The 19,265-nt window shown below is 66.5% G+C and carries 13 protein-coding genes and 2 pseudogenes; 9 read left to right on the top strand and 6 right to left on the bottom strand.

What is annotated here, in order from left to right; translation table 11 throughout:
• Positions 1-78 precede the first annotated feature (78 nt).
• Positions 79-945, bottom strand: coding sequence for a hypothetical protein (locus ABD52_RS28850; protein ID WP_152748334.1), 867 nt, complete (start codon positions 943-945; stop codon positions 79-81).
• Positions 946-1,443: 498 nt separating this feature from the next.
• On the opposite strand from ABD52_RS28850, the gene ABD52_RS28845 reads away from it, so the two are divergent.
• From ABD52_RS28845 to ABD52_RS41465, 4 genes and pseudogenes are all read left to right on the top strand, one after another.
• The gene (locus tag ABD52_RS28845) at positions 1,444-7,962 is read left to right on the top strand and encodes an RHS repeat-associated core domain-containing protein (RefSeq protein ID WP_082171410.1); all 6,519 of its coding nucleotides are present in this window, start codon (positions 1,444-1,446) and stop codon (positions 7,960-7,962) included.
• A gap of 754 nt (positions 7,963-8,716) precedes the next feature.
• Positions 8,717-8,854 (top strand): annotated as a pseudogene (locus ABD52_RS41080) (IS256 family transposase); the annotation flags it as partial.
• Positions 8,855-9,613: 759 nt separating this feature from the next.
• On the top strand, positions 9,614-9,808 hold the full coding sequence (locus ABD52_RS41765; RefSeq protein ID WP_368665022.1) for a cellulose binding domain-containing protein: 195 nt from the start codon (positions 9,614-9,616) through the stop codon (positions 9,806-9,808).
• A gap of 2 nt (positions 9,809-9,810) precedes the next feature.
• Positions 9,811-9,945: a cellulose binding domain-containing protein gene (locus tag ABD52_RS41465; RefSeq protein WP_161801648.1), complete on the top strand. Its 135-nt coding sequence runs from the start codon at positions 9,811-9,813 to the stop codon at positions 9,943-9,945.
• 46 nt (positions 9,946-9,991) lie between these two features.
• On the opposite strand, the gene ABD52_RS39380 is transcribed toward ABD52_RS41465, so the two are convergent.
• A complete protein-coding gene (locus ABD52_RS39380) occupies positions 9,992-10,204 on the bottom strand; it encodes a hypothetical protein (RefSeq protein ID WP_152748333.1) in 213 nt (70 codons plus the stop codon).
• Positions 10,205-10,250: 46 nt separating this feature from the next.
• Here ABD52_RS39380 and ABD52_RS41760 point away from each other — a divergent pair.
• Positions 10,251-10,412, top strand: a pseudogene (locus ABD52_RS41760) (SMP-30/gluconolactonase/LRE family protein); the annotation flags it as partial.
• A 261-nt stretch (positions 10,413-10,673) separates the two neighbouring features.
• Here the strand turns inward: ABD52_RS41760 and ABD52_RS28835 are convergent.
• Together ABD52_RS28835 and ABD52_RS28830 are read right to left on the bottom strand one after the other, a co-directional pair.
• A complete protein-coding gene (locus tag ABD52_RS28835) occupies positions 10,674-12,947 on the bottom strand; it encodes a glycoside hydrolase family 44 protein (RefSeq protein ID WP_047893841.1) in 2,274 nt (757 codons plus the stop codon).
• 117 nt (positions 12,948-13,064) lie between these two features.
• Positions 13,065-13,979, bottom strand: coding sequence for an aminoglycoside phosphotransferase family protein (locus tag ABD52_RS28830; protein WP_047893840.1), 915 nt, complete (start codon positions 13,977-13,979; stop codon positions 13,065-13,067).
• 353 nt (positions 13,980-14,332) lie between these two features.
• On the opposite strand from ABD52_RS28830, the gene ABD52_RS28825 reads away from it, so the two are divergent.
• Both ABD52_RS28825 and ABD52_RS28820 read left to right on the top strand, forming a co-directional pair.
• Positions 14,333-14,665: a PadR family transcriptional regulator gene (locus tag ABD52_RS28825; RefSeq protein ID WP_047893845.1), complete on the top strand. Its 333-nt coding sequence runs from the start codon at positions 14,333-14,335 to the stop codon at positions 14,663-14,665.
• 42 nt (positions 14,666-14,707) lie between these two features.
• Positions 14,708-15,754: a hypothetical protein gene (locus tag ABD52_RS28820; RefSeq protein WP_152748332.1), complete on the top strand. Its 1,047-nt coding sequence runs from the start codon at positions 14,708-14,710 to the stop codon at positions 15,752-15,754.
• A 175-nt stretch (positions 15,755-15,929) separates the two neighbouring features.
• Here the strand turns inward: ABD52_RS28820 and ABD52_RS28815 are convergent, their stop codons facing one another.
• Both ABD52_RS28815 and ABD52_RS39890 read right to left on the bottom strand, forming a co-directional pair.
• Positions 15,930-16,601, bottom strand: coding sequence for an SMI1/KNR4 family protein (locus ABD52_RS28815; protein ID WP_235437585.1), 672 nt, complete (start codon positions 16,599-16,601; stop codon positions 15,930-15,932).
• Positions 16,602-17,426: 825 nt separating this feature from the next.
• Complete coding sequence (locus tag ABD52_RS39890; RefSeq protein WP_047893838.1) at positions 17,427-17,906, bottom strand: hypothetical protein; 480 nt, start codon at positions 17,904-17,906, stop codon at positions 17,427-17,429.
• Between the two features lie 191 nt (positions 17,907-18,097).
• On the opposite strand from ABD52_RS39890, the gene ABD52_RS38610 reads away from it, so the two are divergent.
• A complete protein-coding gene (locus tag ABD52_RS38610; RefSeq protein WP_053065503.1) occupies positions 18,098-18,625 on the top strand; it encodes a hypothetical protein in 528 nt (175 codons plus the stop codon).
• 206 nt (positions 18,626-18,831) lie between these two features.
• Entirely contained in the window at positions 18,832-18,954 is a 123-nt protein-coding gene (locus ABD52_RS41460) for a hypothetical protein (RefSeq protein ID WP_255352880.1), read from the top strand.
• The last annotated feature ends 311 nt before the right edge of the window (positions 18,955-19,265 follow it).

Here is a 19,265-nt window from a genome sequence, read left to right as displayed (position 1 = left end):
GGGAACCAGTTGATCGAGGCAAATTGCGGCGTTGTCGATGGGTGATGTCCCTTTGGTCAAACCGGGAGAGCCTGATCGTTACCTTACCGTGATCTTGGGGGTCGTCGGGAAGTTGACCTGCATGCGTCCGTACGGGTCGGGTGTCTTCTTCCAGTAGTTCGTGCTCGGGTACTGCTTGGCCACCGTGGTCCAGCCGTCATTGTCCGAGCCGGACGACGACCAGGTGAACGTGGGATCAATGAACACCGGATATACCGTTTTCGGTCCGGTGAGCAGTGTCTTGTCCGGGGTCAGGCGGATCTTGCCGCGGGTGAGGGCGGTGCGGATCCGCGCGGTCCGCGCCGTCGGTGCGGGTCCGGCGCTGGTCGAGGTCGCATGGCTGCCACCGCGTTGTCCGGCTGCGGCCGCCTTGCTGGTCGCGGACGGGGCCGCAGTGGTGGAGTCCCACATCAGCGGCGCCGGAGCGGTCAGCACGACCTGCCGGCTGCGGTCGGTGCCGGTGATGTTGCCGGCGTTGTCCGTGGACAGGGTGATGCCGGTGGTCTTCGTGCCCATGGACAGGTTGGCCAGCGCCGGGTTGGCGGCTGCTTCGGGTGTGCGAACGACGAAGACCTCGGAGAACGCGCCTCGGGCGTCGGCGGTGACCTGAAGATCCACATCGGGCAGCACGTTCGCGTAGGTGGCGGTCGGACCGGACACCGTCGGCTCGGGCAACGGCATCGGAGCCGTCAACGACATCGACAAGCCCGAGTCGCCGATCGTGGCCAGCGGGCCGCTGCCACCCCCGGACAGGCGCACCTGGCCGTAGCCGACGGCCGAGGACCAGGTGCCGTCGCTGTTGCGCATCAGCGTCGCGTCCAGCGGTTGCCACGTCTCGCCTACCCGCTTGCGCTGCGGCAGAGCCGAACGGCTGACGGTGACCGTGCCGTCCGGGTTCGCGGTCACGATGTCCGTCGAGGAGGCGGCGCCTGTGGCCTCGACGGGCTTGCCCGATGTGCGCGCTTGCGCCACGGCTTGGTCGACCGTCAACCGCCCCGACGTCACCGGCTGTGGTGGAGCCGGAAAGGGAGGCTCATCCGCCGCCGCCGGTGTGGCCGCCGCCGTCATGAGCAGGCCTGCTGCGGCCAGCACCGATATCGCGCGTCTGCGCGCGGCGCTGCCAGGAGTCGTGAGCATTCAGTCAACCGCCTTTGTTCCCCGTCGGGATCCTGTGCTTGTCGGAGGCCGACCTTAGGCGTCCTCGTGGCGGCGGGGGAACCAGTTGATCGAGGCAAATTGCGGCGTTGTCGATGGGTGATGTCCCTTTGGTCAAACCGGGAGAGCCTGATCGTTACCTTACCGTGATCTTGGGGGTCGTCGGGAAGTTGACCTTGCATGCGAGAGTCCGTGCGGACGTCTCAGCCATGGATGTCCGGCGATTTCCCTTGACCGAGTGAGGTGGCGATGACTGTGCCGAGTCTTCAGCGCGGGCAGGCACGCAGACGACTGCGCGGAGTTCTTGCTGCCTGCGTCACGATGACCTGCGTCATCGCCGGGTCGTGGGTGCCCGCCCACGCCGCTGCGCAGCAGCCGACCGCGCCGCCGAAGCCGTTCCCGGGACGCGCCGTCAAGGGTGTCAAGCCGATCCCGTCGCACTTCACCACCCCACGGAACGCGGCCAAGAGCAGCTATACGCCCACCGCGACGCGGTGGCCGGCAGCCTCCGCCGCTTCGGTGACGCTATCGGCGTCGAGCGGGGTCACCTCGACGGCCGCGCGCGCTGGGAGTGCTCCGGTGTGGGTGCGCCCGACGACCACGCGAGGTCGGTACGCGGGGCCGCCGAAGGCGGACGTGCGGGTGCTGGACCAGACAGCGGCGCAGCGGGCGGGTGTCGCCGGCGTGCTGCTGGCCGTGTATCCGCAGGGGCAGGGATCGGGACATGTCCGTGTCGGCGTGGATTACGCCGGCTTCGCCGAGGCATACGGGGGCAACTACGGCTTCCGACTGAGGCTGGTGCAGCTGCCGGCCTGTGCGCTGACCACACCCGAGATGGCCTCCTGCCGGGCCGCCACGCCGCTGGAGTCGACCAACGATGCGCAAGCGCGCACAGTGTCGGCGGAGGTCACCCTGACAGGTGCCTCCTCCAGCGATCGCACGGCGGGCGCGGCGGCGCCGATGGTGTTGGCGGTGGCCGCGGCCTCGGGCACCACCGCAAACGGTGCGGGCACCTACGCGGCCAGCGACCTGAAGCCGTCCGGGTCGTGGAGTGGCGGCGGTAGCTCCGGCGCGTTCACCTACAGCTATCCGGTCACCGTGCCCTCGGCAGCCACCGGCCTGGTGCCGGATGTGGCCCTGTCGTACAACTCCAGCAGCGTCGACGGGCAGACCGCCTCCACCCAGGCCCAAGCCTCATGGGTGGGTGACGGCTGGTCCACGCCCCAGTCCTACGTCGAGCAGTCGTTCATCTCCTGCGCTGACGACCCGGAAGGCACCGCCTCCCCGAAGAAGACCAACGACCTCTGCTACGACGGCCCGATCCTCAACATGTCGCTGAACGGTTCGACGTTCGCGCTCGTCTGGGACGCCGGCAAGCGGGTGTGGAAGCCGACGTCCGACAACGGTGAGGTCATCACCCGCGTCATGAACTCCAACAACGGATCCGGCACCCACGACACCGACTACTGGCGCCTGACCACCCGCGACGGCACCGTCTACGAGTTCGGCCGTAACCAACTCCCGGGCTGGACGTCGGGCAAGCCCACCACGAAGTCGGTCGACACCGTGCCGGTCTACTCGCCGCACCCGTCCGGACCCTGCTACAAGTCCGCCGGGTTCACCTCGTCGGTGTGCACCATGGCACGCCGGTGGAACCTGGACTACGTCACCGACGTCCACGGCAACGCCATGGCTTACTACTACAAGCAGGCCACCAACCTATACGGCCGCAACCAGGGCGCGACCATGGACTCCTACGTCCGGGACAGCTACCTCGAGCGCATCGACTACGGCTTCACCGCCGGCAACGCCTACGGCACCGTCCCGAACCAGATCGTGTTCACCGTCGACGACCGGTGCCTATCAGGCACCTGTAAGCCCCTAAACGCCTCGACCAAGGCGAACTGGCCCGACGTGCCCTTCGACCTGATCTGCGCATCCGGCGCCACCTGCTCATCCCGGAGCCCGTCGTTCTTCTCCACCGTCCGGCTTACCTCGATCACCACCAAGCAGTACGACACCGGCAGCGCCCAGCACGTACCCGTCGACTCCTACGCCCTCACCCACACCATGCCGACAACCGAGGACGGCACCTCACCGACCCTGTGGCTGGACTCGATCACCCGCACCGGACACGACACGACCGCAGGCGGCTCGACAGCATCGATATCCGTGCCGTCGGTGTCCTTCGGCAGCATCCGCCTGCAGAACCGTGTCGCGCTCACCGACGGGTTCCCCGTGTTCAACCGGCACCGCCTTGAGAGCATCACCACCGAGACCGGCTCGGTCATCACCGTCTCCTACGAGCGGACCAAACCCTGTGCCACCCCGGTCACCCTGAACCCGGCGACCAACACGACCTCCTGCTACCCGGTCCGGTGGACCCCGGACGGTCTCACCGCCCCGATCCTCGACTGGTTCAACAAGTACGCCGTCACCCGTGTCAGCGCCACCGACCCGACCGGCGGATCCGCTGGCACGTTCACCAGCTACGCCTACCCCGGCGATCTGGCATGGCACTACGACGACAACGAACTGATCAAGCCCAAGCACCGCACCTACGGACAGTTCCGCGGATACGCCACCGTGCACACCTTCACCGGCGACGGCGTCAACGACCGGCGCACCAAATCCACCACGCTCTACCACCGAGGAATGTCCCGCAACAACGGCGGCGCGGTCGTCACCCTTACCGACTCCACCGGCGGCACCCACGAGGACATCGACCAACTCGCCGGCCAGCCATTGGAGAACAGCCAGTACGTGGGTGAGGGCGGCGCGGTCAACAACTCCACCATCAGCGCCTACTGGGTGTCCGCGTCCTCGGCCACCCGCACCCGGACCGGTCTGCCGGACCTGACCGCGAACTGGGCCGCCCCCGTCCTCGTGCAGAACAGGCAAGCCATCACCTCGGGCGGATCGACCACCTGGCGGGTCACCCAGATCGACACCAGCTACGACGCGACCGTCACTTCACCCACCTTCGGACTGGTCAAGGCCACCTACAGCCACACGGTTCCCGCCAACACCGCATACGACCAGTGCACCACCAACAGCTACGCGCCGAAGAACACGAGCAAGAACCTTGTCGGACTGATCAGCGACACCGAGACCGTGTCCGTGGCCTGCGCTGGCTACACCGCGGGGACACCCGCCTCCGAACCCGGAAGCCTCAACACCCTGAGCGCGCCGACCACGGTACCCCGGCCGGCGAAGGTGGTCTCCCGCACCCGCACCTTCTACGATGACACCTCCTGGTCGACCACGTTCCCGCAGACCACCCCGCCCAGCGCGGGCAACGTGACCATGACCCGAACCGCAGCCGACTACACCGGCGGCGCCTACACGTGGCAGACCACCGCCCGGGCCACCTATGACAGCTACGGCCGGGCGAAGGACACCTACGACGGCAACGGCAACAAGACCACCACCACCTACACCGAAAACACTGTCGGCCTCACCACCGCAACCACCGTTGCCAAGCCGCTCGGGCACAGCCAAACCACGACGATCAGCCCACGCCGAGGCCTGGCCCTCACCACCACCGACGTCAACACCATCGCCACCAACCAGAAGTACGACGCCCTCGGCCGAGTGACCGCCGTCTGGCTCAACGGCCGCGCCACCACCGCGCCGGCGAACTACAAGTTCACCTACGACGTCTCGAAGACCGGGATCACCGCCACCACCACCGAGCGGGCCAACGACTTCAACGGCTACCTCAAGTCGATCGTCATCTACGATGCGCAACTGCGCCCGCGGCAGACCCAAGCCGCGACCTCGCAGGGTGGGCGGCTGATCACCGACACGTTCTACGACACTCGGGGCTGGACAGAGGGCACCTACAACGGCTGGTGGGACCCAAAGGCCACGCCCACCATCGACAACCCGGTCACCGCCCCCGGGCTTCCCTCCACGGTGCCCAACCAGACCTTGACCACTTACGACGGCCTCGGCCGTCCCGTCATCGTGAAGCAGGCCAAGGACAACCTCGTCGTCTCCAGCACCACCACCGTCTACAACGGCGACCGCACCACCGTCGTCCCGCCCCTCGGCGGCACCGTCACCACCACGGTGACCGACGCGCTCGGCCGCAAGAGCCAACTCCTCGAGTACACCAGCCGGCCGACACTCGACACACCCGCCGACACCTTCACCGGCACCTTCACCACCACCGGCGGGACCGCTCTCACCTCGACCTACGGATATGACGGTCACGGCAACCAGTCCACTCTGACCGACAACGCCGGCAACCCCTGGATCTCCCAGTACAACCTGCTCGGCCAGATCACCAGCAAGGACGACCCCGACGCCGGCGAGACAACCGGCATGACCTACGACGGCAACGGCAACCTCACCGAGTCCACCGACTCACGCAGCAAGACCGTCTCGTACACCTACGACGCGCTCAACCGCAAAACCGCAAGCTACGCCGCCGCCATCACGGCCCAGTCGGCCAGCAACCAGCTCACCGCCCTGTTCTACGACAACTCCAACAACGCCGTCACAAACATGCCCAACCCTAAGGGGCAGCTCACCACCGCCACTGCCTTCTGGAACGGCCAGCCCTACACCACCCAGGTCAAGGGATTCAACGCCTTCGGCGCACCCACCGGGCAGACGGTCACCGTCCCTCCGACCGAGGGCGGCCTCGCCGGGGATTACGTCTTCACTCACATCTACACCCCCAACAGTGGGCTCCCGCTTAAGACCATCTATCCAAACAAGGGCGGCCTGCCGAGCGAAACGGTCCTGTACGGCTACGACGCCTTCGACCAGGTTGACCATTTCGGCGGCCTCAACGGCTACCTCAATGCCGTCACCCAAGACGCCTACGGCCGAATCAACAGTCAAACCCTCGGCTCTGCTCCTAACCAGGCATCTATCATCAACACCTACGACGAGCACACCGGCCGCCTCAAGCAGCAACTGGTGACCCGCACACCCACCACCCCTGGCGACGTCGACAAGCAGAACTACGACTACGACCTCGTCGGCAACGTCACCCGCCACATCAGCACCCGCCTCGACGGTGCCTCGGCCGAAACGCAGTGCTACACCTACGACCAGCTACGCCGCCTCACCGAAGCCTGGACCGCTACCGACAACTGCACCGTCGCGCCAACCACCGCCAACCACACCATGGTCGGCAACACCATCGGCGGCAACAGCGCCTACTGGACCAGTTGGACCTTCGACAGCCTGGGCAACCGCAGTGGCGAAACTCAACACAACCTCACCGGCCCGACTGACTCCACTACTAACTACACCTACAACGGCAACAACACCGGCCAACCCCATACCCTGACCTCCACCTCCACCACCGGCTCTGCCACCGGCTCCGCCACCTACGGCTACGACACCGCCGGAAACATGATCACCCGCAACACCGACAACGGAAGTCAAACCCTCACCTGGAACAACGCCGGGCAACTCACCTCCATCGCCAACGCTTCCGGCACCAGCAACAGCCTGTATGACGCGGCCGGCAACTTGCTACTCCAGAAGGACCCCGGCAGCGTCACCCTCTACCTGCCCAACGGTCAACAACACACCCTTAACACCACCACGCAAGTTGTCGCCGGGGTTCGCTCCTACCCATTTCCGGGCGGCGGCACCGCTCTCCGCACCGGCACCGGCACCAACTACACCTTCGCCCTTGCTGACACGCAGGGAACCCCCACCCTTTATTTGAATAACACCGCCCAACTTCCAACGTGGCGGCAGTACGCCCCCTATGGGAAATACCGAGGTGTGGCTGTCGCGTCTCCCGACAACCATGGCTTCCTGAACAAACCCGTAAATACGAGAACTGGCTTGATCCGACTTGGCGCCCGGGAATACGATTCCTCCATCGGCCGCTTCATAAGCGTCGATCCGTTGATGAGTGCGACCGATCCTCAGCAATGGAACGGATACGCGTACTCCAACAACTCGCCGGTTACATTCAGTGACCCGACGGGGCTGATATGGATTAACGATGGAGGCGGCAATTATGTTCCTCCTTGCATGGGGTCAGTTAATGCGTGCGAAGGTCCGCCTAGGGCGCCTTCCGCCTCTCGTCCGCAACGTCCCGGTCCTGCGCCCTCTCCGAACGTTGGCTCTGGTGGTGGGCGCGTTAGGCCTGGCTCTAGGCCTTCTCCGAGCGCTTGGGGTGACGGAGGCCCGGAGCTGAAGGATGCCCATCGCCAGTTCTGTGAATCCCTGCCGAGGACCTGTGGCCAGATTGCCCACCAGCAGCTTCGCTCCGATGCTGAAGCTTGCAGTTGGGTTCCGTATGTCGGTGCTCCTTGTGCCGTTGGGCTGGCGGCGGATGACGCGCAACAGGGTCATTGGGGTGCAGCGCTCATTGGCATCGCCGCCGTCGTGCCTCTAGGTAAGGCGTTCAAGGGGTTCAAGGCGGCTGCGGATGGGATTGAGGACGTCAGCCGGGCGGCAAGTCGGGCGGATAATGCTGCAAACGGCGTACGACTCGCGGATCAGCTTAAGCGTCAGGGTGCCTTTGCGATCTTCAAGGGTGCCGGTAAGCTTCACCCTGATGTCATCGCAGGAAGTCGACGAATCATTGGCGGCGACAAGCTGAACAACCCGAAGGTGATCGAGGCTTTAACCGCAGATGGCAGCGACATATCAGATTGGGGAAAGTATACCAGCCAAACTTACGAAAGCCTGGACGGCCCGTTCCAGGTGCACTTCTATCACAATCCGGTAACTGGTGCCACCAATTATTCTATAGACGCAAAGATCGTCTATAATGTGGCGAGGTGAGTTATGATCGTTAGATGTTCGAAAATTATTAGCCCTGCTAGCCGGCAGGTTGTAGACAGTCACCCATCTATTGCTGCAGGAGAGCTATACCGAGTCTTCTGTATTGAGATCTCAAGGACTGGTAGGACGGAATATAGGGTTCTTGGCAGGGAGCTGCTCACTCCTGCACTGTGGGACTCTGAAATGTTCGAAATCGTCGACGACGCGATACCCGATAACTGGGTTGTTGTAGGCGCTAACGGCTCATTGTCGATCGGTCCGGATTTCGTCTCGCGGCCTGGCTTTTGGGAGCGGTATTTTGATCAAGAGCCGGAAGCGGTCAGGAGTTACCGGGCTGAGCTGAATCGGGTGACCGAATAGATCATTTCTGAACCGACCGAGGCCGAGCGCACCGCACCGGCCGAGATCACGCACCGGCCCGTCGCTCGGGACATTTTCGCCGAGGTTGCCCGCGACCCGAGCGCACCAACCACGATCGCGAAGCTCGCCGCCACGTGGGGGTCGGCTGAGCAGCGCTACGGGCGGATGAGAAGTACAGCAACGAAGTACAGCAACCGTACCAGCCGAACCCGGCCGAGAAGCGCGCCAGCTGGCCGTTTGGACCTCGCATCTAGCCCGATCCGACCCGCTCGCCGCCGAGGTTGCGTCCACTGGGGTCGTGTACGACTTGCCCATGATGGGCGTGTTGCGTAGATAGGAGACGGCCACCGCGTGATCCTTCGAGACGGCTAAGTCATTGAAGGAGAGGAACGCGATGGCCGCATCAGAGAGTGTGAACCCTGTAGACCTGCTGCGCGAGCAGATCGAGGGTGCGTCGCCGGACGTGTTGCAGGCGATGGTTAGGACCTTCGCGCAGGCGTTGATGTCCGCCGAGGCGAATGCGATCTGCGGCGGCCCGTCTGGGCCAGCGGCCGCTAGGCCCCGGACCTGGCCAGGCATGTCGATGATCGCGGGATCCCTCACCTTGCCACCTCCTCAGCCAGGCGATGACCGGCGCCGGCTTTCATGCTTGCTCGCCGGCCCCAGCCGGGGCGGTCACTCCGCATCGACGTGCAACAGTGGGATTGTTGCACCAACGTCGGTGCTGATCCCGCCGACTGAGACTTAAATTCCACCGGCAAACCTGCTGCAGGTCTTCCTCGACGGTGGCCTCTTCGGCGGGCCTGAGCCAGGCTAAGGCGGAGGTCATGTAGGGCGCTGCGGGAATAGGCAGTGTCTCGAAGCCGGGTACGGGCATGCCGGTGATCGATAGACGATGAGGGAGCGTTTACCTCGGGGACCGTGGCTCGGCGTACGCTGACCCGAGCCGGCGCGGCGCGATGGCTTGAAGGGGACGTGAGATGGTCGAGTGTGCAACTGCGGACCGGCTGATCCTCGTTGACGTGGTGAACCACTGGTTCTACCTGCGACAGCCTACGTTCATCGGCGCTGGACAGACCTATTGGATCGATCACGAGACGAACGATCTCTGCGTCGACCGCGGTGATGATCGCGTGACCCGGCATGCCCGTGTGACCCGGCACGCGGGTTGGATGTGTCGTCAGACGAGGCCCACGGCTCATAGGGTATCCGGATCTGCAGCGATCTGCGTTTGCAGCTGAACGGCGGGGTACTGGTTGAGCCATTTTGGGAGCCTGCAGGCCAGAAGCCCGTGCCGGAATCCCACGGCAGGTTGCGCGGTGGCGTACAGGCGACTTCATGGAACGCCGGCTTCACCGGCACCGTGACCGTCACGAACACCGGTGCCACCGCGTGGTCGGCGTGGCGGTTGACCCTCCGGTTCACCGCGGGCCAGCAGATCCGCCAGGGCTGGTCCGGTCGGTTCAGCCAGAGCGCGCGGACGTGACGGTGACCAACGAGAGCTGGAACGGCGCAGTGGCGCCCGGCGGTTCGGTGAGCCTCGGCTTCAACGCCTCGCACAGCGGCAGCAATCCCGACCCGGTCGGCTTCGCCGTCGGCGGGGCCGCCTGCGCCTGGCGGTGACGGCCGGTGGGGTGTGGACGCGGGGACGTCCACACCCCACCGTCGTTCAGCCTGCGCGTAGCCGGTCGTTGCAGCGCCGCTGCCACTCCACGTTGCGCCAGCCGGGATGGTGCGGCGCGGAGTTCGAGCCGAGGACCGCGCCCCAGTAGCCGTGTTCGATGCAGCACCGGACGGCGTGCTCGGCGAGCCCCTGCCCGACCGGTCCGTCCTCGAACTCGGCCAGCAGCGGGGTGTAGCCGACCCAACCTTCGCCGATCACGGCCGCGGTCGCGTGGCTCCAGGCCGCCGGCGGCCTGCGGTACCCGGTGGATCCGCTCGACGGGCGGCTCGGCGAGGGCGTGCCGTTCCTCGAGACCCAGGACGGCAGTCCCGACGCCATGACCATCGACGCCGCCGGGCACCTCTGGGTGGCCGTCCGAGGCGGCGGCGAAGTACGCCGTTACCGCCCGGACGGTGAACTCGACCATGAGGTGCGGGTGCCGGTACCGCAGCCGAGCGCGCCCTGCCTGGGCGGCGCCGACGGGCGCCACCGGCGTCCGGCAGTGTCTTCGCCGCGTCGGTGGACGTGCCCGGTCTCCCGGTTGCCCAGTTCCGGGCCCGATTCTGAGCCGTCCCGGGCGAACCGGGCCTGGGACGCTGCCCAGGGCGACGGGTTCGGGGCGCCGCTACGCCCCGGACCCGTCCGGCCCTGCTTAACCCGGCTAGCGGGGGAGCAGGGGCGTCTCAGGTCAGCCGCAGCGTTGACCGTTGAGGGTGAAGGTGGTCGGCGCCGGGTTGGTCCCGGTCCAGGTGCCGTTGACGCCGATGCTGGTGGATGCGCCGGGGGCGAGTTTGCCGTTCCAGCTCATGTTCTCGGCGGTGACGCTGGTGCCGTTCTGTTTCCAGGTGGCCGACCAGCCCTGGCCGATCTTCTGGCCGGTGGTGGGGAAGTCGAAGGCCAGTTTCCAGCCGTCGATGGCGGTGGTGCCGGTGTTCTTGATGGTGACGGTGGCGGTGAAGCCCCCGGGCCAGGTGTTCGCCGCATAGCCGACCGTGCAGCCGCCGGTCGGGGCGGGCGGCGCGGTCCGCACGGCCAGCGCGGGCGAGGCCGCCGAGACGTTGCCCGCCGCGTCGCGAGCGGTGACCACGAAGGTGTACGGGGTGTCCGGCGTCAACCCGGTCACCGTGTACGTGGTGCCGGTGGCGCTGCCCACCTTCACGGTGCCGGTAGCGTCGACTCGGTGCACGTCGTACCCGGTCACGCCGGTGTCGTCGGTCGACGGCGCCCAGCTCAGCGCGACGCTGTCGGCGGTGACCGTGCCGGCGGCCGGTTTGCCCGGGGCGGTCGGTGCCTGGGTGTCGCCGGGGGTGGTGCCGCGCGGCAGCACCAGGTGGGTGATGGAGTTGGCCGGGAAGGTGGCGGTGAGGCCGCCGGCGCTGACCGGCTGATCGGCCTGCCGGACGACGCCGGTGAGGTCGGCCGCGCTGTAGCGGTAGACCTGTGCGGTGCCGGCGGTGGCGCCGGTGAGGGCGATCGGGCTGGTCAGGTCGTCGCCGCTCTTGTTGACCACGACCAGGGTCAGCGCCTTGTCGGCGGTGCGCTCGGCGGCGTATACGGCCAGTTTGCCCTGGTCGGCGCTGGTCGCCTTGACGGAGGTCTCGCCGAGCGCGCCGCCTTTGCCGTCGTAGTTGCGGTAGATGCGGAACGCGTTGGCCACCGGCTGGTCGGCCTCGGGCGCGGTCCAGAGGGTGGCCAGGTCGAGTCCCTCGCGGCCGAAGATACCGAGCACGTCGGCCTGGGCGAGCGCGCCGTTGAGCGATCCGTGGCCGCCCCAGTTGTACTCGGTCATCGCGATCTTCGTGCCCGGGTAGTGCGTGTCGACCAGTTCCCGCATGCGGGGGATGAAGCGGACCGGCTGGTTGATCCAGCTCTCGTCGACATATGTGGGGTCCCAGAGCTGGCGGGTCGAGCGCAGCCGCAGCGCCTGGGTGGTGGCGTCGCCGGCGGCGTCGCCGAACACGCCTGATTGCTGCGGGTAGAGGTGCACGTCGAAGTAGTCGAGGATCCGCGTGCCGTGCTGCTGCTCGTACTCCCGCATCCGGTCCAGGTACCACGGGCCGAGGTCCTGGCCGCCGTGCGCGGCCCTGTCCGGCGGGTTCGACCAGCAGCCGGTCCGTGAGCAGGTGTCCTGGTCCAGCCCGGAGTAGAAGATCGAGTTCAGGCCCCAGCCGACCGGGCCGAGCGTCTTCGCGCCGGGGTCGGCCGCCTTGATCGCCGCGGCGTACTCGTAGGTGCGGTCGCGCAGCTCGTCGTAGCCCAACCCGACCGGGCGAACGTCGCGGTGGGTGGAGTGCCACAGGTCCGGCTCGTTGTCCAGGTTGTAGAACTGGACCCCACCGTCGGCGGCGGCGCCGAACTGCCCCTTGAGGTGGTTGACGAAGTCGGTGGCGTACTCCGGGCCGACGGCGACGCTGGTGTCCTTCGGGTCGTTGCCGGTGATCAGGCCGCCGTCGGGCTTCTTGCCGTTGCCGCAGTCCGGGGACCACGGGTCGGTGGACTGCTGCGGACCGTACTTGGCGACGCTGAAGCCGCACGCCTTGGCCCGGTCCTTGGCGACCCAGCCGAGCATCGGCACAGTCATGACCGTGGCGGCGCCGGTGGCCTTGTTCTGCTGCACGAACCGGTCGGTCTCCGAGCCCTTGGGGAGATCGGCCGGACTCGGGTTGTCGCTCGGGATGTTCTCGAAGTACCAGTCCGACGTGCGGTTGGTGGTGTCGTTGCGGAAGTTGTAGCGGGTGGTGTGATTGCCGCCGTACCGGTGCACCGGCAGCCGAAGGTCTCGGGCGAGGGCCTCGTCGGCGAAGTTCATGCCGTAGACGTGCGGGCTGATCGCGTGCCGGCCGGCGGTGGCGTCGACGGCCAGCGCCGGACCGGCCGCGGCCAGTGCGGGCTCCGGCAGGGCCAGGCCGCCGAGCGTGGCGGCCAGCACGACCGGTAGCAGTGCTGTGGTGGGAAGACGCACGAGCTTTCCCTTCCTCGGGAATAGAAGCTCGCCGTTGGGAGCGCTTCCACAGCTTTGCCCCGTCGAACCGTCGTGTCAACGCCGCAACGGCCCCTGATGATCTTGTCGATCGCGGAGTCAGTGGATTGTGGCGGTGAGGCGTTGCAGGGCGGCGTGAGCGGGTGGACCCCAGGTGGGTTTGCCGCCGGGGCGGCCGTGGACGCCGGCGTCGCCGATGAGGATGCCGCCGAGGGCGCGTGCGATCGCCCATCCGCGGGCGCGGCGCATGGTGGCGGTGTCTGGGGTCGGCTGGTAGGCCGCGTAGAAGTGGTCGGTGCTGCCCTCGGGTAGCAGGAGCCACACGGCGGCGAGGTCGTACGCCGGGTCGCCCGCGCAGAGGTCACCGAAGTCGATCACGCCGCAGATGGCGCCGCCGGCGGTCAGCACGTTGGCGGGGTGAAGGTCGGCGTGCAGCCATAGCGCCGGGCCTGTCCATTGAGGCGCGGTGACCGCGTCGTGCCAGATGGCTCGGACGGCGTCCGGGTCGTCGATCAGCCCTCGTTCGATGGCGGAGGTGAGCGTCTTGGCGAATCCGCCGGTTAAGTCGGCCAGTGGCCCGCCGCGGTCCCGGCCTGCGGGCGCGCCGCTGCGGGCGGGTTGATGAAGAGCCGTCAGGAAAGTGGCCAAGGATGTGGCCGAGTCGGCGGCTCGCGTGACAGGGGCGCGGTCGGCGGGCGTGCCCGCCACCCAGGTGGTGATGAGCCACGGCCGAGGGAACCGTTCGGACGGTTCGGAGAGTCGCTGCGGGACGGGGACCGGCAGCGGAAGACGCGGGGCAAGCCCCGGTAGCCAGGCGTACTCCTTGCGCAGCAGCGCGTCCGCGGATGCGGTCGCCCAGGGAAGCCGAACGGCCAGGTCGTCACCGAGCCGCCACAACTGGTTGTCCCACCCACGCGCGCCCAGCCGGACCGGGCGATCGGCGAGGTCGGGGTGCTGGTCACGCACCAGATCCGCGACCAACTCCGCAGTGATCTCGACCTCGGCGTGGCTCATGCGGAACAACAGTAGTTTCTGCAGCGCCGCCGGTTCACCCAGCAGGCCGACCGCCGTCGACGACTGCTCGCACTGGTCTGTATCGACCAGACATGATCGGCTGGCTTCATGCCGAGCGACATCACGAGCGGCTTACTCACACTCGCCGGAACCGTTGTTGTTCAGGCGGCACGGCCCGAAACTGCCCCATCACGGTGCACGGCAGGCACGCCGCCACGCCGGGCTTCAGCAGGAAAAGGCGCGCAAAGCACAGGCCAGGGCCTTGTCCGTAATCGACCGTGCTCGCTGGGGTCGGTTGCTGTGGCCTAGATCTGTTCGGTTGTATCGATCATCTGTATATTGCCGGTGTGACCATGCGGGAACCCACCTTCTTGACCCTCGCCGCGTTGGCCGGTCCGCCGTTGCACGGATACGGCGTGATGCGCCAGGTGGCGGTCCTGTCCGAGGGGCGGGTGAAGCTGAGCGCCGGCACGCTGTACGCGGCGTTGGACCGCTTGACCGCCGAAGGGCTGATTGCCATCGACCGCGAGGAGACGGTCGATGGTCGGGTGCGGCGCTATTACCGGCTGACCGAACAGGGCGGTGCCGCGCTGCGGCAGGAGACTGCCCGGCTACGCAGCAATGCAGAGGTCGCCGTCAAGCGTCTCGCCGGGTGGACATCGCGGCCCGGGCTCCTTCCGTCCTGATCCCTCTGATCGGCAGTGCTCACGTATCGGCAAGGAGTCCAGATGCCAGAACAACGCGTTCGGGTGAAGCTCACCCGCCGCTACCGACGGCTGCTGCTGACCTACCCGCGGTCCTACCGACGCCGACGCGGCGCCGAGATCGTGACGACACTGCTGGACGCCGCTCCAGTCGACAGGGCCTGGCCGACCCGCGCCGAGGCCGTCGACCTGCTTACCGCTGGTCTCCGATTCCGATTCCGGGTCTGGGGAGCAGCCGGAATAGTCGGCGTGATCTGCGCTGCCACAGTCACGGCCGTGGCACTCGGCGCGCTCGGCGGCTACCTGGGTTGGCAGACCGCGCAACCCTTGCCGAGCAACGCCGACGCGCTGCGGATGGTCGAGCCTGCGTTACCGCCGGGAACATCGGCGGAGCCGCAACGGTGGGACTTCATCTACGACGACAACCCCGAATACACCGATCCGCGATGGGTCTACCTGATAGGCGGAACCGACGAGTACCGGGCGGGGAAGGTCTTCTTCCAGTTCACCTACCCCAACGACAGGCCGGTGCGCCACTTGGTTGACGGGGCAGATCAACGCATGCGGGCGGCCGGTTGGCGGTCAGCCAAAACGAATCTGTCCGGTTGCTGCCCGGAGTCAGCGGTCTATCGGGATGGGTGGCTGGTGGAGGTTCTCTCTGAAGGCGCCCTCGACGGATCCCACAATGGGTTGCAAGTAGCCGTCAGCCGTACGACGCCCGCCGCCGTGCTCCCACTGACCACGGCCGGGCTACTCGCCGGCGCTGCCGCCGGTTGGTTGATGGCGGCCTGGGCGTTCCGGCGGATTCAGGCGGCCACTCCAACGCGGCGGGCCCTTACGGTGGTCGTAGCCGGCGTAGGACTGCTCGCACTCTTCCCCGCTACCGCGCTGAGCGCCCTGGCGCTGGTCGCCAGCTACTTTGCCCCGCACCACCCGGCAGAACCGGCCTGGATCGGGTATACGTTCATGCTCTTCCGGCCACTGGCCTACCTCGGCGCGGCTGCCGTCGTCGGCGGGCTGCTGATCACCGCAGTGCCCGGCCACAGGCACCGGCGGAGGCTGACCGGCTGAGCCAAGCCGCGGCCCTCGCTCACTTCGAAGTACCAGACCGAGTGGCCCCAGCCAGCGAACTCCCCGCATCGGTTCTCCGCCCAACCGACGGCGGTAGAAGCGATTCGGGATGGCGGACAGAGTGCTCGCGGCACGGCCGCTTCTGCCGCCTTCCGTGCTACAGAGCGTTCCGGCTTTATCGGGGCTGGGTTTGCTTTTCGGCCTGTTCGAGCCATCCTCGGTACCAGCGCGTGAAGCCTGTCGGGCTCCCGTCGGGCTCGTGCAGAGGGAGGAACCCGCCGTCGCTGGCGGTGTCGTCGCCCCACATCTGACCGCGAGTTGGTCCGCTGATGACGAGGGCTTCGCGGTAGGCGCAGCCGAGGTGACAGAGGTAGAGCAGCCCGATGGAGTGTTCGGGCGAGAAGACGACAGCTTCGTGCTGCTGCCAGTAAGCGTCTTCAGCCTCGTTGAACTTGTCTTCGGAGTCGAAGTCCGCCTTGCCAGGGGGATCGGGCAGGTCGTCTGCGGGGTTGAATGCATTGGTGTGCGGGAACGGCCGGCTCAACGTCTTCAGGTCGGTGAGTTCGGCACCGTCGCCTTCCCAACGCCAGCGGCCGTCTACCCGTTGAACGGGAAAGAGGCCGTACGCCGGGCCTGCGCCCCCGCGACTGACCTGTAGGAGGAAGGAACGGTACTCGGCGGGTAGCTCGACATCTAGCTGTGATTCCAGATCGGCCAGCTCATCCGTGGTCAGAGGAGGTTCGCGTCGCCACTGATGGCCGTTGGCTCCGAAGACCATGCCGGCAGACGGGTGCGTCGACAGTCTGGCCAGGCGATCGGTCACATCCGACCAATCCGAGGGGATCACGGCGACACCCTAGACGTTGTGCTGCGGGCGCGCGGTCATGCCGCTGAGCGTCGGTGGTTAGCCGGCGAGGTCAGTCACGTCGTCGGCGACGGCCTGTTCGCTGGTGTGTGTCTCCTCGGCGCGCCCGATCGGGCCGCGGAACTTCGCGGCAGGGGAACCGGCCGATCTCCGCCAGTGGTTCCGCAGTGGGGGAGCGCCGAACACGCGAGTGAGCAGTGTTGCTACGACGCCCGCCGAAGGTGTCGCGACCACTTCGTGACGCAGATCACTGACCTCGCTGTGCTGAACCCTCGCGGGTGGGGGCGTGCTGCCTCGCAAGTAGTCAGCTACCCACCCTGAGGCCCTCGAGGGTCCCGCACGTAGCGGCGCGCGGGCGTCAAACGGAGCCTGACCGTTAGTCGTAGAGCTCAGGCCGCCATAGAGTCTCTTCTCTGCGATCTGTCTCCGGCGGAGCCTGAAGTACCGGATGATCTCGCAACCGGCGGGGTCGCTGCCTGGTCAGACGGTGCCGCAATCGCTGGATGCTCTCAGGGACGCGGATACAGACCCAAAGCAGGGCCAGTGATGCTGCGAGGGTGAGCAAGCCGATGCATATGAGGCTGCCAAGCGGGCTCATCGGCGGCTCCTCCATGACAGCGGGACGGAAATCGGCAAGCAGGCACGAGCATGATCGATCGTGCCACGGCACCGTTGCTCCCGGCACTTGAGACCCGAATCCCACCAGCAGAATCGGGTCTTCCTCGACGGTGGCCTCTTCGGCGGGCCTGAAGTGGTCAGATGTCGGCGATGAAGACGAGAACGATCCGTTTCTTTGGTGTCGTGTGATCAGCGGGGTAGGTCGTCGGGAACAGGCAGGTCAAGTGCCGCGAGGAACCGTGCTGTCTTGACCTCCACGAAGATCTCGGCGTCGTCTAAGCCTTCGTCATCTTCATCGTCGTCGTGGTCGAGATCGATGTCTGCTGGGTCGAGGTCTTCGGCAAGGTAGACGGCCAGATCGGCTTCCTTGGCCTCGCGTTCGGTCCCGCCTGCCCTACCGTGCTGGTGGGCCCACCAGGCGCCCAGGCCGGCGGCCTCGCGGGCCGCATCGGTTGGGGCTGAGGCGTCCGGGTTTTCGAAGTATGTGCGTGGGGTGTCACCGAGGTAGGCGACACCGCTGCCGGGGCCGGGTGGGCGGTAGGTGATCGTGGCGATGTCGCTGTCATGGATGTCGACGAGCAGCCACGGTTCCGGGATGGTCGGCTGTTCGGCGGGGTGGTGTGCCGTCCACCGGTGTCCGTTGAAGAGGTAGGTGCCGAAGAACCCCACGATTGATCTCCTGAGCCCAGGGCGATGGCCGGTCACGGTTCAGCGCGCAGATCATCGCATGACGGTGCGGGCAGGGCAGGAGCTTGCAGACCGGCCCGTGCGCCCAACTCGAGTTGAGTGCGATGCTTGCCGGTGCGCCAAGACGTGCGCGTAGGGCGCGTGAGCGTGCCGGCCGATCTGACAGGGTGACTGTGACTTTCCCACCGAATGACTTACTGGAGCTGCGTCGTGGCGGCGACCCAAAGCCGCCTTGGCTTCTGGACCTGGTCCTGCCCGAGGTCGGTGGCGGCAAGTTCGATGTATCTCAGCTCGCGGCAATAGATGAGAACGACACCGCGGTCGCCCTCCGTGTGAGCGGCCTGGACCAAACGACGTTCGAGCGGCTGGTTTCCGAGTATGGATCCCGTTTCATCGCCATCGAGTTGTGGAAGTGCCCAAGAATCGAGGATCTCTCGCCCTTTGAGGACATTGCCGGTCTGCAGATGGTCTCGATCTACTGGAACCAGAGGTCACCGCGCCTGTGGAATCTGGGCCGAACACCGCAACTTAGGGCGCTTTGCTTCGAGGACTTCACACGACTTCATCGGCTCGATGACCTGGAACAGGGCGCAGCGCTCAAGGAGGTCGTCTTCGGGGACGCGGTTTGGAGAAAGTCTGTATTCGAGACGCTCGAGCCTCTAGCGGCACTCACCGGCCTGCAGAGACTGAGCTTCCACTAAAGCGAGTCGAAGACGGCCGAATCCAGCCTCTCGGAGAGCTGACCAACCTTGAGAAGCTCTCAATCCCGACCAACCTGTTCACGACGGACCAGGTCGCGTGGCTCCGAGCACGCCTTCCCGACTCTGTCGAGTCGAACGCTCTCGCCGGCATCGTGACGATGCCGAGACCGATCGAAGGCGGCGGGAAGCCCCTGGACGTGCTTCTCGTGGGCAAGCGCAAGCCCTTCCTAGACTCGAAGATTGACGCGGTGCGAATCCGCAAGCACGTCCTCGCATTCGAGGAGATGGTCGCGGCCTTCAAGAATGACCCGAGCCGCGAGCCTGGCTGATCGACCCCTCCGAAGGCCTCATCTAGCCGATGACCGTGCATCCGATCTTGGCAGATGACAGGGGCCCCGCTCGCAGGTTCGTCATTCTGAATCCGGCAGAGCGCCGGCTGCGCTCCTATCGCATGGCTATGGCCCGCGCCGTGCTCGCGTCGATGTGATTCCGAGGGCTGAGACTCGAATCCCACTACAGAGGTTGAAAGGCTGACGTCCGTCGGCGTGTCTGCGTGATCTGGGTCGATGTGGGCGGTAGGTCGGAGGCATGAGGTATCCGGCTGGTGGTGGCGTGAACGCGGCAGCCCGGGTCCGGCGTG

The organism is Micromonospora sp. RV43, from assembly GCF_001029515.1.
Taxonomy (GTDB): Bacteria; Actinomycetota; Actinomycetes; order Mycobacteriales; family Micromonosporaceae; genus Micromonospora; species Micromonospora aurantiaca.
Note: the sequence above shows the minus strand (reverse complement) of the source record. Positions and strands in the feature narration are given on the sequence as shown.